Genomic DNA, 17,340 nt, shown 5'->3' on the forward strand with positions numbered 1-17,340 from the left:
CATTCTGCGGGTATATTTGCCACATTTCCAAATAGTATACTCTGGACATTGTAATCGTCCGACGGGTAGGCTCGCCATGCCCTCTTATAAGGATGCTCCGTGCGCCCCACTCATGCTGAACGCCAAAAAACGCCTCCCCACGACCGGACAGTCAGTGACGGCGGACGTCTTGTGCTGGATAGGCTATTGAAGTCGGGCGGACTAAGCCAGGCCGACATTACCCGCTCCCTGGCGCTCGCCCAGCCGACGGTGGCGCGCCTGCTGCAAGGTTTTCAGCAGGATGGTATGATCAGCGTTTCCCACCGAAATGTTGATCGTCCCGGCAATCCCAGCGTTCACGTGACGCTCGCTCCGGACTTTGCCTACAGCCTGGGTATTTCCATGCAAGGGGACGCCCTGATCATGGTGGTCATGGATTTCACAGGGCATATTCTGAGCGTCCGCTCAGCCGCCATGCCCAGTATGTCGCGACAGGCCGTGCTTGAAACCCTGACGCGGTTTAAATCCGAACTAATAACGGAAACAGGCATTGAGCGAGACCGGCTCATCGGCGCCGGTGTCGGCATCTCGGCCTTTTTCTGGGAGGATGGAGGGCTGATGGCTCCCAACACTCACCTGAAAGATTGGGCGAATGTCGAGATTGCCTCCCTAATCGAAGACGAGTTGAACCTGCCGGTATGCCTGGGTAATGACGGCACGGTCGCAGCCATTAGCGAAAGTCTGTTTGGGATCGGCCGCACTGTCGCAGACTTTGTATATCTGCACTTATCAAACGGCTTTGGCGGCGGCATTATCAGTCATGGGAAGGCCTTTCACGGGTTCCACGGCAATGCGGGTGAATTCGGCGGTGTGTGGAATATCGTCGGCGACGGCTACCCCAACCTTGATTTGATGCGAACCTGCCTCGCGGCCAAGGGTCACGCTTTTGCCACCGTCGAAGATATGGTGCAACGGATTGACATGAGCTGGGAGGGTGTCGAGGATTGGCTGGCCCAGGCCGTAACGCCGTTCACGAAACTGGCCAAGGTACTGGCTTATGTGCTTGATCCTCAAACCGTCGTGATTGGGGGCCGCTTACCGGCAGATATCGCTGAGACACTGATCCAGAGAATGGACGTCACCGCTATGGATGACCGGTACTTCCGCCCCTATCCCATGCCGCAAATTGTCCAATCTCAGATTTCGAACCATCATGCGGTTGCGATGGGTGCCGCCGCCATGCCACTACAAAAGGCGTTCTTTATCTGATCGCAGGCCGACGATAGAAAAAGCCAGTACAGTCAAAGCCCCAGCCAGGGCCGGCACGCACATAAAGGCCACCAGCCCAGCAGACGCCTGCCCTCTGTAGTCAAAAAGACTCAAACCATAGCCGATCATGAGCCCCCCAAAGGCCAGGGCTATCTTTATGATGGCCGTCAACAGCCCGTAGGATGTGCCCACGACCTGATGGTTCCCTCTGGATACTACATCGCCAAAAGCCGCCCAAAGAATCATGCCAAGCCCACCACTGGCGCACCCAAACAGAAATGCGCAACAAATCGCAATCACTGGCACATGGGCGCTCAACCAGAACATAAATGTGCTCAAAGCCAAGCCGGCCGAGGCGACGGACGAGACCGTAAGGCGACTGAATTTCAAGGATAGGTAGGCCCAAACAGGTTGCGACAAAGCGGTCCCCAGGGACGCAGAGGTTATGATGACGCCCCCCCATAAGGCCGACTTCAGGACATAGGTGGCATAATAGGGCTCGACCTTGCCAAAACACGACACAGTCGCGGATATAATGAAGGTAGAGACGATGATGACCCATAGACTCCTGGGCAACCCCTTCAGCGTAGCAATATAGCTGACAGGGGTCGCTTCGGGTCTTTGCGCGCCCTGCCCTCGGCCGTGAACGACGCGCCACAGGCCAAATGAGGTAGAGACCGCCGTAACCGCCAATATGACCGCCAGAATGAAAAATCGCTTTGCCGATGATAGATGCAGATTGGCCGTCAGCAAGGGCCCGACAGACAAAGCCACTATCAATGACGCCGCGCCACTAAAAAATAATCGCAGAGAGGACACCCGCGATCGGCTGTCATTGTCGCGTGTCGCCAGGCTGAGCAACGCGTTTTGGGGTAAATCATAGAGCGCATAGGCCAGCCGAAAACCAAGACCTAAAATCAGCGCAAAGGCTAACCTGTAAGGCAATGGCACAAGGGCGCCGGTAAACAACAACATGAACATAAGGGCGCTGGCCACGGCGCCCGCCGTCTGAAGACGCGCCGCCCCCAAGGTATTGGAGAGGGTTTTCATAAGCAGGCGCCCAAGTATCAGATCAGCCGCCGCCCCGGCTATAAAGCCGGCGGCCAGGATGATGCCCATGTATTGAGCCGGCATCCCGCTAACTTCACTAAGATAATAGGCAAACAAGATTTCGCTGGAATACCAGAACAGGCTCTTGCCAAAGTGAGCCAGGCCATAGAAGAGCGTCGGTCTATCAAAGCGCGATGCGCCTAGCATATATGTATCCCCAAGCTGCCCGCCCCTTGTCGCATCTGCCAACAAGCCTAAGCCCCCTTATCACAGGAAGTGGCAAGCTTTAATGAACAGATCAGGCTAGGAGAGCGCCGCCGAGAGGCTCGTCATGGCTGATTAGGCCGCGCCTTTAGGACGCAGCCCCCAGATCGCCCTGAGGCTCCCCAGAAAGAAGCGTCAGGGTTCCACAGCGTAAAGGCTATGATGCGTCAGTATGAACAGGGTTGTGCCATTGACGCCGCCAAAGACCAGTTGCAGCGGGCGTTCGGGGACGTCGATGCGGCCTGTCTCCTGACCATCGGGGCCATAGACGAAGATTTGACCGTTGGCGACATAGAGATTGCCAGACCGATCGACGGCTACGCTTTCGCCACCGCGATGCGTCAGCGGGGTAAGATGGGTCAGGCTGCCGCCTTCGCCGACGACCGCGCTATAGACCTTGGCCTCGGACCCATTGCTGACAAACACGCGTTCGCCAAGCTTGGCCTTGACCAATCCGAACGCCTGAAGCGTATCCGACCAGCGGTATCCCGTATGGTCGGCCGGCCCTTGTGTCAAAACACGGAAGGCGGGCAGGACCAGACTGCCATCGGGGGAGACATATTCCCGGGTCTGAGACTTGCCGGCGTCACGGGCATACATTTCGCTCAAAGTCGTGAATTCCATCGTGTTGGGATCCAACTGATCGCGGAACTCGCCATTGTTCCAATAATTGCCGGGAAGGGCTGTAAACGCATCCTTATGGGCAACGACCGGGGTGGGTGCGATCACCGTCACCGGTGCGCCAGGCGTGCCTGGTTTGAAGCTGTAGACCGTGCCTTCTGCCCCCATCGAGGACAAAACCAACAGATTGTCGGACTTGTCGAAGGCCAGGTTGACGGGATCAAGCGGCGCATCACTGACAAGTTCAAGCCCGCCACTTTTTGACCAGCGATATATGCGCTGGAATTGATGCTCAACGAAATAGAGTTGGCCCTTCGAGTCCGTCGCCGCACCGGTAATGGAATAAAATCCGCCTTCAAGCTTTTCAACCTTAGGCATTGCCGGCCCTTGCGACGCTGCGGAGGCGTGGGAGGATATGTCAAGGACGGCGAACTCCCGTTCACGGACAACCTGCTTGTGGGTGACGTCCTCGACCACGTCGTCGAATGGGAATTTGCTGGCGCGCAAATAGGTCGTGCAGCCATTGTCATCGCAGGTCGCAAACCCGCTTTCCCCATTCACGTGGACATTGCGCAGACGAATATCATCGGAATTGAATATCTTGATCGCCGGGCTGGCCGGCTTCACCGTCCGTGTCACGCGATAGCCATGGTAATTGGCAAACAGGATATTGCGCGAGTTACGAATCTCGGTCGAAACCGTATCCTGGCTCTCCCTCACCTCTTCCTCGGTCTGCGGCGCCAGGAACTCCCAGTTTTCGACCCCGTCCAGAACGATTTCGGCCCGCACATGATGTTCTGCCGACAACTCATACACGTGGCCCGGGGTCTTGGTATTGGTGACGTAGAATCCCGCCTGAGAGACCGTATTGGGCGACCAGATATTGGCGAAGGTTCCGCCGCCCCCGTCTGTTACCCAGATGCTCGGCCGCTGGCGGTCCCACAGCGTGCGCGGATCGGGCATACCGGGCGTTTTCGCATAGGGGTCCAGCCGGACGCCATTCGCCTGCAAGGTGCCATGTCCGCCCTGAATTTTAACGTCGTCAACCAGCGAGTCAGCACCCGCTTTCCAGAGTAAGGCGGTAGCGCGCGGGTTGACGTCACCGGTGGACAGGCCAATGCCCGACACAATCGCATTGCCGCCACTGGCGCTTTGCAGCAAGGCCTTGGCATCGCCTGCACCTGAAAAAGCGGGTGTGCCGTCCGGGATCACCAACTGTGTAAGGCTCGGATGCATGGCGATAAGGACCGTATCCGGCCGCAAGGTGATGGTATTGGTGACGACATAGCATCCGGCCGGAAAATAGACCACGCGGTGTTCGTCGATCGCCTTTTGGATAGCCGCGGTATCGTCCGTCTTGCCGTCGCCCACCACGCCCAAGGTCCGGACATTGACCCACTTATCGACGCCGGGCAGCGAACGAATGGCCGGCCCCACCGTGGTCGGCAGCGCCTTCAGAGGTGTCGCCTGAACATCGAGCGCAAGGGTGCCTACGGTTCCCGGTTGTGTCACTTTCAGGCCGTAGGTGAAGGTACGCATGCTGTAAATTTTGGCGGGGCCAGCGACCTCCTTGCCGCTGTCGCGGAAGTGGGCGAAGACCGGCACATTCGCAGCCGTCGCATTGTCAAAGCCGATTTGAGTAAAGGGCGCTCTTTCGTTGCTTATAATCACCGCCGCCTTGGAGACGTTTTCGAAGCGCACATCCTTGCCCCATAGGGAATCGGAATAACCACGGTCGATGTCGATACCGACAGGCGTATTTTTGATCTGGACGTTGACGAGCGTCAGATCGGCTTCGTGTTCGCGAATGGCTGCCTCGCGCTGGCCGACAAAGGTCGAGTCGATAAGCGTGAACTGCCAGGCGGGTGACGTCTTTTCGGTAAGAATGCCGTAACGGCCGCCATAAAAATGCAGATCCTCCGCCTCGTTGCCGGCTTGATAGATCCCTGCCAGCCCGGAGCCCAGGCGGAAATCGATGTGGCTCAAGAAGGTGTGTTGCGCCGTACGGAAGCGAACGGCAACGGCAGCGGGGTTACGATCGCCGATTTCAAAATCGACATTGCCGAGCGCGGAATAAAAGGTGGACGAATTCGCGTCGCGCACCTTGTCGCTATAGGGCACGACGGTGGGCACGGGAACGGGCACCTTTCCAGTGGTGTAGATATCCCCTCCCGTAAAGACGACCAGGTTGGCAATGCCCTTTTGAAAACCTGGCGTCTTGTCACCCAGATAGATAACCGGCCGGCTTGCGCCTACGCCGAAGATACGTACAGCCAGCGGCACAAGCAGGGTGCGTGAAATACGGTAGCGCCCGGACGGGATAAACACGATGCCACCCAAGCTATTTTTGGCTGCTTCGTCGATCGCGCTTTGAATTGCCGCCGTGTCATCTGCTTTGCCATCGCCGACGCCGTGGACAGTGACGGCATGAGGCTCATCGGGCGCAGTCATGTAGACCGACGCCCCGCCCTCAGCTCCCAGACCGGCAGCGTCGGCGGGGAATACAGGCGCGGCTGCCGCGACCAGACCCAAAACCAAGACGTGAAGCCGGTGTATTCTTAATTGCTGTGCCATTCTCAACTCTCCCTTTTCGCACGCGTTTACGCGTGTCTGTTCATCCTTCAGACGGGTCATCCAACAAACTGGTTCAGCAGCAGAACGCAGACCAATCCGACAATACCGACGAGACCTTCCATCAAGGTCCAGGTCCTGAGTGTGTCTTTCACGGTCAGGCCGAAATATTCTTTGAACATCCAAAAACCCGAGTCATTGACATGGCTGAACATCAGGCTCCCTGCCCCGACAGCTAAAACCATCAGGTTCGGATTGACGCCGGACGACGCCACCAGCGGCGCGACCAGACCGGCCGCCGTCAATCCGGCAACGGTCGCGGAGCCCAAGGACACGCGGATCGCGCCAGCGATAAGCCAGCCCAGCACCAGGGGATGAACCGGCAAGGTCTGCATCACGCTTCCGAGCGCGGCGCTTACACCGCTGTCGATCAGAATTTGCTTAAGGGCGCCGGCGCCTGCGATGATCAGCAGAATAGGCGCGATTTCTCGCAGAGCGCTTCCCGATTTTTCCATCAGCTGTCTGAACCCCGTCCCCCTGGCCATACCCAAGGTGACGCTGGCGACCATCACCGCGATGAGCATCACGAGGATCGGGTTGCTGATAAAGGCGACGACAGACTTGTACTCGGTCGGGACCTGGCCTGAGAAGCTGAGTGCGGTTGCACCGGACAGCAGTAGAACAGGAAGAAGGGCCGTACCGAAGGCGTTAATTCCGCTTGGCAGTTCGTCATCGCTTACGGGCGGGCTTATAAACAATTCGGGCGGATTAGATGTAATTTTGCGCACCGTAGTGGCGAAAACGGGGCCGGCAATCAGCACGGTGGGAATACCAACAGCCAGACCATACAGCAGCGTCAACCCCATATCGGCGCCCAACATAGGGACGATAGCCGACGGCGATGGATGCGGCGGCAAAAACCCGTGCGCAACCGACAGGCCTGCCATAAGCGGGATGGCCAGCCACACCAGGGATTTACCCGACTGCCTGCCCAGCGAAAAGACCAAAGGCGCCAGCAGGACGAAACCGACATTGTAAAACAAAGGAATGCCCACAACGAAACCGGTCAGGGCGAGCGCAATACTCATGCGGGACGCGCCAAAGGCTTTGATCAGCACAGAGGCAATTTTTTGCGCCGCGCCGGAGTCGGCGATCATCTTGCCGAAAATGGCGCCCAGCGCCAGAAGCAGCGCCAGCGACCCCAGCATGTCGCCGATGCCCTTTTCCAGGGACTTCGGAATGGCGTCCAGAGGCATCTTTAGCAGCAATGCCGCGCCGATCGAGGCAATGACAAATGCCAGAAGCGGCTGCATCTTGCCCCATCCGATCATGACCACAAGACCAAGGACCGCAAGGACCACGGCCGTCAATTGCCAGGCCGTACCCGAGGTTGCTGAGGCAATGTCTGTTATCATTCTGGGGCTCGCGAGTAAGACTTAAAGTGGCGACCGTTTCTGGTCGTTCGACGGGTGGTCTAGCGGTCATTTTTCGACAGCCATATCCTGCCGAAAACGCGCCTGACACCTGGCCGATACGCTAACACGATAAAAAAATCTGGCGCTCTAGACACGAAGACTGGGAGCGCCAGATAGAAGCGGATAGAAAGGGAGGGAACTATCCGCTCCTTCAGTCAGGATTTCAATGAAGATCAGCTGTGAAATGCCAGCCGATACCGCCATAGCCTCCTCCTGAAACTTAGAGCAAAGATGTCCGCCGCACCTACACGGCGGACATCATTTCAGCCTTAGAAGTTGAACCGCAGGCCGGCATGATAGAAGCGACCTATCGTGTCATAGAGCGCCGGATTTATATCAAGACCTGTGTTCGTCTGAGGCAATGGGACGGGCGCCACGTCGAACAGGTTATCAATCTTGAAATAGGCCACAACACCCTTGCCTATATTATAGGAACCGGCGACATCCACATAGGTTGCCCCAGGCATGCTGTTATTATCCAGGGTCGGGTTGTTGGACGTCGAGACCGGACAGCCGCTTTGACAAACCACGTACTGCGTTCCAATCACGCCGTCGCTGAACCAGCGTTCCTGAAGCGTCAGGCTGTAATCCTTTGTCGTGTAGCTCTGGACAAAAAGCGCTTTCCAATCCGGCGTCGCACCCGAATTCTGTCCGGCAGACTGCGAGGGAACCGTGCCGGGCAAGCCTGGAACGGTCGTAAAGTCACGCACGTTGGTCGCAAGGGCGCGCAATACCAGATTGCCTTGCAAACCAAACGGTTGAGGCACCTGATAGCTGACTTCGTAATCAACGCCATTGGTTTTGATCGAGGCGGCATTGATGCTGCCGACATTCACATAGGGGTTCGCCCCCGTCAGATTGAAGGTACTACAGGCCGCCGGCACGGAGCCGTCGAAGCAGTATTGCACCAATTGCGTGGCATTCGGTCCGGACGAGATCGCGTCAGTCAACTTGATATCGTAGTAGTCGATCGATGCGCTAAACCGCGGGGCCCAGCTCGGGTTCGCCAGAACGACCCCGAAGTTGAAGTTCTGAGCGATTTCCGGCTTAAGCGCGGCGTTGGACCCGGCGTTTTGCGAAATGGTCAGGGTCGAGTTGGTGAACGGATTGGTGAAGTTCGGCACATTTGTCGATGTGGTCGGGCCAAACAAATCGTTGAGGTTCGGCGCCCGCACATCTTGCGACCGGACGGTGCGTAATCTCAGGCCGCTAAGCGGGGTATCCCACGTAAACCCGACCTTCCATGCCTGCGCATTTCCAGCGGTGCTATATTTTTCTGCACGGCCAGCCGCATTCATGTTGAGCTTGCCAAGCGCTTCGGAGTCGATCAAAGGCACATTGAACTCGAGGAAAGCTTCCACGACGTTATAACTGCCTGTCCCGTTGCGATAGTTACCGGCATAGAAATTGCCGCCGCTGGTGCTGAGCAAAGGATCGGCCGGATAGTCGGCAGTATATGGACTGGTTGTGCCGTTGCCGTAGGGGTCAGCGACCGCGCGATACCATTCGCGACGCCCTTCCGCGCCAAACGCCACCGAGACTGGGCCTGCCCATAGAGAGAAGGGCTCGCCCGACACGCTGACAGCAGCGACATCCTGAGTCTGAATGGTGTGCTGGAAGGCACCTACAGACGGCTGAAGATAGGCGATCGCCGATGCACTTGGTGTCTGGTTGCCAATGACATTGATGGGTTGGCAGCCATGGGCGCGCGCCACAGGATCGCGGCACACAATTACGCCATTCACCATCGTGGCATCGACCGCCGCCGTGAAGCGCGCTTTCAGGAGGAGATTGTGGACGTTGATGTCCGATGTTTCCTTACCGTGGGTGTAATAGGCGTCGTAGTTCCAGCTCGTGCCGAAGGCGTCGAATTTGCCGTCCGCGCCGATGACGAACCGCTCTTGCTTACGCTGGGTATTGACCCGGATGCTGGGCAAGAAAGGCGTGACCGTGCCCAGCTTGAAGCTGGTGATGCCATTTGGAGCGCATTGCGCGGAAATGGAGGCGGGCACATAGGGGTTTGAACATTGAATCGTCAGGCCTGGCTCGGTAAAGCCCGGATTTGGCTGGTTGTGCGTGTCCACCTTGGCCAGGTTGATGGTAAAATAGACTTCGTTGTTCTCATCCAGATCAAATGAGGTCCGGTTATAGAAGTTCGAACGAATAATGCCTGATTGGAGCGTTGCCCCCACGCCCACATTGGCTGAGGTGTCGCCGCCCACGCAGAACCCAACGTAGCATCCTGTGACGCCACCGGCGGCATTTTTTTGCGGCACGCCGTTGGAGCCATATACGAAGTTATACGGGTTGCCGTTCTGGTCAAAGGCAATGCCCTGAAGCGGACCGGAGGTAATCAGACCGTATTTGGAATAGGTGATGGATTGCGCATGTTCCACCGACACAAACTGGGGGGAACCATTATTGGTGATGCCGGTATTGACCAGGGTCGAGGTGCGATACCAGTCTCGGCCATTGGCCGCCTTCTCACCGAAATCACCCGCAGGCACGCCATCTTCGCGGTGATATTCGAGGGCGAACTCTGTATGAAGCCGCTTGTTCAGAAATGACTTGCCAAAGGCGACCTGGAACAGGCCCTGCTTGTCGTCGCCATAGGTGGTTTCGCCGGCTTCAATATTGCCTTTGAAGCCCTCAAACTTCTTTTCCGTGATGAAGTTGACGACACCGCCAACGGCATCCGAGCCCCAGGAGGCGGACGCGCCGCCGGTAACCACGTCCACACGCTTTACCAGTAATTGCGGAAAGAGACTGATGTCCGGAACGCCAGTGCCAATATTGGCCGGCACGACGCGCTGCCCGTCCAGCAAGGTGAGCGTACGGCTGACCCCAAGGCCACGCAGAGCAAAGGAGCTCAGGCCCTGCTGCCCACTGGAGGTGCTGAACGTATTGGTGGCGACGCCGCTTGACCCCTGGAGGGACGGCAATTGCACGATCGTCGTGAAAATATTCGGCTGGGCCTGATTGGCGATGTCGGTCGCACTGATCGAGGTTGTCGGCGTCGGCGCCTTGAAGCCCCGCGACACAATGCGCGAAGCGGTCACGACGACCACGACGTTGTCAGAATCCGCTCCCACTTTTGCCGTCTCGGCTTGCGCGGCGTAAGCGCAGCCTGTGGCGAGCGCAAACGCCAGCACCGAGGCCGAGGCGACTTGCAGCGAGCGCTTTAGGTAGTTTCCGGATACGCCCGGCGCCTCACACACGCGGTTCTTCAGTAAATATCTCATTTTCATCCTGGTTTCCTTCCCCTTGCCTTTTCGGCAATTTCATTAACGGCACGTTGGCGTTGACTGGCTCTGCAGGCCAAGTCGCGCCCGGTCAAACGACAGCTTGCCGGGCATTATGTCAGACCATAACGAGGGTATTTTTGAAGCGCAACCGCCGTTATGCCAGACATATCGAAATAAGTCTGGCGTTGTAGATTTATCACAAGACAAAATACGACGGAACTATCCGCGCCAAATCCCAATGTGGAAATAGCGGACGTAAAATTTAATTAATATATATCAATATGTTACTTCTAGGTTATTAGACCACCGGCCCGAAGATGGTTCATTAGAGGCCAACCCAACTCAAACCATTTCGCCTGGCTAAACAACAAATTATAGGTAAGACATAATTTTCACGAAATAGAGGTCGCGGATTGAGGCGGATTATATGGGTGCGGCGTCTTGATAACCAAACCAATCAAAATCGGCCGCAAGACGCTCTCCGGACATATCCTGGCAGGCCATGCCGACAAAGGTACCCGTGAAATTCGGCACGTCCTGCGCCCCCGCCTCATCGGACAACTCGGACATGTCCAGCGTCAGGCCGAACCACGTCCAGTCATCGCTACCCTCTTGGCGGAAGGCGAACCTCAGACGATCATAGTCCACGTCCACCCGTATCTCGACGGCGCCATCAGATATGGGATGGATGTTTGAGGCCGGGCCTATCTCATCTAAATTCGGCACGCTGGACATGACCCGCAGATGCCGGCCGATGGCATCATCATAGGTGACGCAGCAATAATGGTACTTGCTGGCGTTATAGTAGACGACAAGGCCGGCCGACTGCTGAAAATTCCGGGGTGAATAGTCCAGCCACGTCGTCGCGGAATAGCAAAACGCCTCCTGACGCCGGGCGACCAGCGCTTGCTCGAATTGACTTCCCAAACTTTCGCGCCCGTAGAGACGCAGAAAACCCGGCCGCTCCGTCAGGCTGAACAGTTCGTCTGGGCACGGCGATCTTAACCATTGGAATTCTTCTGGAAGGTCTGCGGCATCAAAATCCCGGCGGACGGTGTCCGGCCCCACCTCTCCCGCTTCCGGTTCCGGGCCTTTCGCGCTAACAACAGGCGCGCCGTCGCCATCCAGAGTCTCCAGCCAACCATCCGCGCGCCAGCGCATGGGCTGGATCGCCGTTTCGCGACCCATCACGCACCGCTGCAGGCCCGGCAGAGGACGTCCACACAGATAGGCAATGAACCAGCTTCCATCCCCGGCCTCGACGAGATCGCCATGCCCCGCTCGCTGTAAAGCACACGCCGGGCGCCCGCGGCTTGTCAGGATGGGGCCCGTCGGGCAGGCGTCATAAGGACCGTCGATGTGACGAGACCTAGCCATTGTCACCGCATGATCCCACCCGGTGCCACCCTCCGCGACGATCAGGTAGTACCAGCCGTCGCGCTTCAGTAAGTGCGGCCCCTCGGTAAAGCCCAGCTCCGTTCCGGTATAGATTATCCGACGCTCATCGATCAGCTTGTTTGCCGCACGGTCATACTCCTGGAGCACAATGCCGCCAAAATGGGGCCGATCAGGCCGATGGTCCCACAGCATATTGAGAAGAAAGGATTTGCCGTCATCGTCATGAAACAGTGAGGGATCAAATCCGCTGCTGTTGAGCACAACCGGATCGGACCACTCGCCCGTCACCGAGTCGCACGTGACGAGACAATTGCTGAAATCTCGCAAGGCAAGCCCATTGGCGCCGCTGACAGTGGTTCGCCCATATCTGCGCACAACGGAATATGTCAGATAGAAGAGGCCATCCTTATGCGTAAGACACGGCGCCCAAACCCCGCAACCGTCCGGGACGCCCCTTAAATCGAGTTGGGAAGCCCGCCGCAGCGGCCGATTGACCAAGCGCCAGTGAACAAGATCGCGAGAGTGATGGATTTGAATGCCCGGGAACCATTCAAACGTGGACGTCGCTATAAAATAGTCCGCCCCGACGCGCACAATGGACGGGTCGGGATTGAAGCCCTTCAGAACCGGATTGCGAATCATGACCCGGTCTCCGCGATGACCGCCCTTGGCTTGATTAATAGCCAGAGCAACGCAGCGCCCACCAGATCAAGCCCACCGATCAGAATGAAAAACGGGCCGTAGCCGATCTTCGCGACCAAAAGGCCAATAGCCAGGGATATCAACAGCGCCCCCAAATTGGCGGCAGAGCCAACCATACCGGCGACAGTGGCGACTTCTCCGCGCGGAAATAGGTCGGACGCCATCGTAATCACGTTGACCGACAGCGTCTGATGCGCAAACGCACCCACGCACAAAAGGGCAATCGCTACATAGGGGCTCGAAACGTAACCGACAAAGGGAATGCACGTCATCATGCACGCGCCGGCCGTGAAGGCCCACCGCCGCGCGTTGATCAGACTGACACCCAGGTTTTGAATCGATAAGGCCAGGGCCGGGCCAAACAGGCAGCCCAAATCCGCCGCCGCAAAAGGCAGCCAGGCAAACAGGGCAATGTGTTTCAGGTCGAAGCCACGTACCGAACTCAGGTAAAGCGGAACCCAGAACACCAGGGTGCCCCAGGTTGGATCGGCGAGAAATCGAGCAATCGCCAAGCCCCAGAAATTTCGCTGGGTCAATATCCGAAGCGGCGACGGTTTCGGCGCACGGGATTCCAGATGACTCTCTTGCCCCGCATTGATGTAGTCGCGTTCCACCGGTGATAATCGCCTATGCCGGGCCGGCGATTGATAACAGGCATACCACAGCGCGGCCCATACCAGGGCCAGCCCGCCGGAGATGATAAAGGCGGCCTGCCAATTATATTGAAGAATGGCCCAGGCCACCAAAGGCGGCGCCAGCATTGAGCCGACGGACGCGCCGATATTGTAAATTCCGCTGGCGAATCCCCGCTCCTTGGCAGGAAACCATTCCGCAACAACCTTTAGCCCCCCCGGCTGGGCGATTCCTTCGGCAAAGCCTTGCAAGCCGCGCAGGAAGGCAAGGCTTTGCCAGTTTCCCGCCAAGGCATGCGCCATGGTGATCAACCCCCAGGCCAATGCGAACAGCGCGAGGCCAAGTTTCAGTTTGACGAGGTCCAGAATGTACCCAGCGATCGGCTGGAGCATGATGCCAAATTGGAAAATGCTGGTAATCACGCCGTAGTTTTTCTCGGTCATGTGCAACGACGCCATCATCGTTGGTGCGGCAACGCTCAGCGCGCTTCGGGTGAGATAGTTGACTATGGTGCCCAACATGACCAGGCATATGATACCCCATCTGGTCATACCCGTGTTTTTGGCCATTCCATCCTCCCGTAGCCTTATGACGCCCCCGGTGAGATCGGCCGCCTTGCGCCTGGCTCACATGCGATGCCAGGCGTAAAAATGGCACGGACTTTCCGGGATCTTCGCCCCTTCGCTACCCCTGTTTCAGTTATGGCTACCACGTTATGTCTGGCTTTATCAAGGCAAGACATAGCCGGGCCAATTCATCCCTTTATTCTGCGCACGGCGCGTGGCGGAGTTCGCACATTTCAGACATTCCTGGATATTTATCAACATTTTGCAACTATATTGGGGGCGTAATCGGTGGGTATTTCACAATGTGTCGCAGCCGTAATCCTTGAGATGCAATTTGAATTTATGTTACATTCTGCCCTTTTCAGGCTTGGAGCCCCTATCAATTGGTCTTACATAATGAAATTTTCGGCCTCATTCGGCCTTTCCATATCTGCCAATCAAATATAGCGTGCGAACAACGAGATGCAGAGAGAGTCACATATGGATAAGCCAGGCCGCAAGCGGCTGGCAGCCGTCAATAAGCGCGACAGGCTGGAGTCGGGTAAATTGGGTGAATTGCATACGCAGTTGGCCCAAAAGCTGGGCATAGACATTCTTGGACGCAAATGGCTGCCGGGCGAAATCCTGCCCAGCGAAGTCGATATGGCCAATACCTACGCGATTTCTCGGCCGGCCGTGAGAGAGGCGATCAGGACCCTGGCCGCGAAGGGAATGGTTGAGCCGCGCCGCCGACGGGGCACCTGCGTCACCGAACGCGTGAAATGGAACATGCTGGATCCGGACGTCCTAAGCTGGATGTTTGCCTCCAAGCCCGATGAAACACTCGTCAAGAATCTGTTTGAGATGCGCCTCATTCTGGAACCGGCCGCCGCGCGGCTGGCGGCCCAAAGACGGACGGATGCGCATCTAAAAGCCATGTCCGACGCCCTGACCATAATGGGGCGGGAAACGCTGCTCACCGAAACCGGCCTACAGGCCGACATAGATTTTCACGCCGCCCTCATGTCAGCGGCCGGGAATGAGCAGCTTGGCGCCTTAAACGCGTCGATAGGCGCCACTGTTGCCTTGTCCAACCGCTACAAGATCGCCCACGACATTCTGGGCCGCGACCCGGTCCCCGCGCACATGGCCGTGTATGAAGCGATTTTGAACCGAGACCCCGAAGAGGCGCATTGGTGCATGCAGTACCTCGTCCGGCTGGCGGTCAAGGACCTGCTGCATATGGATGCCATCGAGGACCTCCCGCCTGAGGCCGGCAAGGAGGCGTAACCAGACGCGCCATTCTTCGCGGTTGGCCTGTCGATGCTACAAGGCGCGCAGCCCGAACAAATAAATACATAGGGGAAAAAATGGGCATGAATTCGGTATGCGGCAGTTCACAGCTATCCGTTTGACCGAACCCGCATGGTCCGTGCCTCGGAAGGCGTTTCTACTTCTTGCCGGTGGCGGGCTTCGGCTCTGATGAATGCTGTTGAAAGTGGCATTTCAGGTACCCGGATTCACCATCCGGCAAACACGCGCAAATTGAAAGATCGAGTGATATCTTCTAGGACGTCGCCGGACGAACCAATGCAAGACTACCTTATAGGACTTTCTATACTCTGGAGGATATCTTGGGAAAAGGTGGTGGAGCCGGAATCGAACATCGTCGGAACCATTTATTTTTATTGACTGTCTACCGACAAAATTTCTGTCATACCCGCACTTGTACCCGCGCTCCGCAAAATTTAATCCACAAGATAATTTGGCTTGCAATCTCTTGCTTCGCGATCCGTAGCGACGTCATTGTTATCTTAAATTGCGGCGTTTTCGCCAAGGCCGTAGGCTGAGCTAGGCACTTCGCCAAGTTGAAGGCTTCCCTATGCCGATGGTCAGATTGTGCGAAATAGGGGAACCTTACAGCACATCGGCATAATGCTGTCGAAAGCGGGTGAGCGTGAAGAGGACCAGGCTTTCCTGAGAATTGAAAAACTCTCCAAGCTATTGGGCCATCGCTAACTCCTGGCCCTTGGTGGCTTGACAGGGTGCATGGGGGCCGTTCTCATGCAACTGACCGATACTGGTGGTGTGGCGGGTGCATAGACAAAGAGTGGGTAGGGTCGCGGGTACAGCCAGATTTGATTCGTTAGGCATCCGAGCTAACGCGTACTCAGGTTTGAAAGTCCGATGGCAAACTACTGACGAAATTTCGACAGCATGTCCTCGCTGTATTCTGGCGCCGCACCGCACACAAGCGCTGAAACACTATGCGTCGGCCGGCCGCCCTTACCTTTGCCCTTTTGGGGCAAAAACTCTCCATCAGGGTAAGCCCGTGCTATTTTGGTCAGCGCGGCCGCTTCCGCTGCATTGTCATATCGCATAATGTTTCTTCGGACATGTCCATAACCACCGAAATCATTCAGCGCTTGGGACAGCGGCACTACCACCACGCTCTTAATGTCCAAATCCTTGGCGTTAAGCCTCAGGAAATTGGCAAACTGTTCCGCGTATACGCGTCGCTCGACCTCGCCCGGCCCTTGGCACCATAGGACTCGCATATCGACAAGTTTCAGCCGTTCGGAGGGATCGGGCACAAGGTTCCAATAAGATGCCCGCATCAGTTTCGCACGTACTTTGCCGGACGAAAGAACCGTGGGCGGCGGTGCTTCCGTAAGGTAGAAGCCGTCGCTTGCACTGAAAAGCCGTGCGCCATTCAACGTTGGCTCATCCCCTAATGCGCCAGCGCTATATAGTGAAGTCAACTTATCATCGGCGGCTTGCATCACCGCACCTATGTCCCCCCCCCGAGATAGCTCCGTCGCGAGGATCGTCGAATAGGCGTCGTTGGCGGCCGAGAATTCCGAAGGTCGCGTCCTATATTGGATAAGTACGTTTTTCTGCGTGTCTATGTTGACTAACTCGTTGGACCCAGAGTCCAACTGGGCTTGGCTGCCCTTGAATGGATTGTTGCGACAATTGTCGAGGACTACCACCACGGCCAAATCAGCCCTTTGCTTGATCTTGGCCAACGAGACCTGGAGATCGTTCGCAATGGCCGAAGCGACCGCGATCTGCGCGGTCCCGTTCCTTAGGTTGTAGGCGTTGTCCAGTTGAGGCTTCGCAGCCCTGACCGGTAGTGCGAAAGCATTGCCGTAAGCTTGGATTCCGTGGCCAGAATAATAAATGAAGACGATCGATTTTGGCGGGAGGGCGTTGGCGGTTTGCGCGAACTTTGAAAACGCATCAGCGAAGCCCTGTTGATTGGCATTGCAGACATAAGTGATTTGAAATTGGAACTTTTGAAGCTGATCTCTGACCGCAGCCAAGCCGCCCAAGGGGACGTCGTCTCGACAGCTTATCGGCAAATCGTCGAAAAAAGGCCCAGTGCCTTTCTCATCGGGTCCGTCAAGAGCTCGGTTTAGATTGTAATCCCAGTCAGAGATGAACAAGGCAATCCTTTGGGGAGCTACCGCTGCTGACGTCGACGTCCCTGTTAACGCAACCAGGGAAACCAAAAAGCATACAGCAACGAACACAATGGACGGTTTACCCATGTCTTTCTCCAAAAAAGGAATGCGGAAAGCAAAA

Annotated in this window: 9 protein-coding genes; 2 read left to right on the forward strand and 7 right to left on the reverse strand. The window is 56.7% G+C overall.

Going from position 1 to position 17,340, the window contains the following annotated elements; translation table 11 throughout:
• Positions 1-99: 99 nt before the first annotated feature.
• Positions 100-1,248, forward strand: coding sequence for an ROK family transcriptional regulator (locus RCJ00_RS19515; RefSeq protein WP_316224028.1), 1,149 nt, complete (start codon positions 100-102; stop codon positions 1,246-1,248).
• On the opposite strand, the gene RCJ00_RS19520 is transcribed toward RCJ00_RS19515, so the two are convergent.
• From RCJ00_RS19520 to RCJ00_RS19545, 6 genes are all read right to left on the reverse strand, one after another.
• Positions 1,225-2,505 carry an MFS transporter gene (locus RCJ00_RS19520; RefSeq protein WP_316224029.1) on the reverse strand — a complete coding sequence of 427 codons (1,281 nt, stop codon included), beginning with the start codon at positions 2,503-2,505 and terminating at the stop codon, positions 1,225-1,227. The genes RCJ00_RS19515 and RCJ00_RS19520 overlap by 24 nt on opposite strands.
• A gap of 192 nt (positions 2,506-2,697) precedes the next feature.
• On the reverse strand, positions 2,698-5,757 hold the full coding sequence (locus tag RCJ00_RS19525) for a glycosyl hydrolase family 28-related protein (RefSeq protein WP_316224030.1): 3,060 nt from the start codon (positions 5,755-5,757) through the stop codon (positions 2,698-2,700).
• Between the two features lie 56 nt (positions 5,758-5,813).
• On the reverse strand, positions 5,814-7,169 hold the full coding sequence (locus tag RCJ00_RS19530; RefSeq protein ID WP_316224031.1) for a gluconate:H+ symporter: 1,356 nt from the start codon (positions 7,167-7,169) through the stop codon (positions 5,814-5,816).
• A 329-nt stretch (positions 7,170-7,498) separates the two neighbouring features.
• Complete coding sequence (locus RCJ00_RS19535; RefSeq protein ID WP_524524942.1) at positions 7,499-10,471, reverse strand: TonB-dependent receptor plug domain-containing protein; 2,973 nt, start codon at positions 10,469-10,471, stop codon at positions 7,499-7,501.
• Between the two features lie 426 nt (positions 10,472-10,897).
• The gene (locus RCJ00_RS19540; protein ID WP_316224033.1) at positions 10,898-12,514 is read right to left on the reverse strand and encodes a glycoside hydrolase family 43 protein; all 1,617 of its coding nucleotides are present in this window, start codon (positions 12,512-12,514) and stop codon (positions 10,898-10,900) included.
• A complete protein-coding gene (locus RCJ00_RS19545) occupies positions 12,511-13,776 on the reverse strand; it encodes an MFS transporter (protein ID WP_316224034.1) in 1,266 nt (421 codons plus the stop codon). The genes RCJ00_RS19540 and RCJ00_RS19545 overlap by 4 nt, the downstream gene beginning before the upstream one ends.
• A gap of 477 nt (positions 13,777-14,253) precedes the next feature.
• On the opposite strand from RCJ00_RS19545, the gene RCJ00_RS19550 reads away from it, so the two are divergent.
• A complete protein-coding gene (locus RCJ00_RS19550; RefSeq protein WP_316224035.1) occupies positions 14,254-15,042 on the forward strand; it encodes a FadR/GntR family transcriptional regulator in 789 nt (262 codons plus the stop codon).
• 905 nt (positions 15,043-15,947) lie between these two features.
• Here RCJ00_RS19550 and RCJ00_RS19555 read toward each other — a convergent pair.
• A complete protein-coding gene (locus RCJ00_RS19555) occupies positions 15,948-17,306 on the reverse strand; it encodes a caspase family protein (RefSeq protein ID WP_316224036.1) in 1,359 nt (452 codons plus the stop codon).
• Positions 17,307-17,340: the final 34 nt, after the last annotated feature.

Origin of the sequence: Asticcacaulis aquihabitans (assembly GCF_032490435.1) — a bacterium.
In the GTDB taxonomy this organism is placed as follows: domain Bacteria; phylum Pseudomonadota; class Alphaproteobacteria; order Caulobacterales; family Caulobacteraceae; genus Asticcacaulis.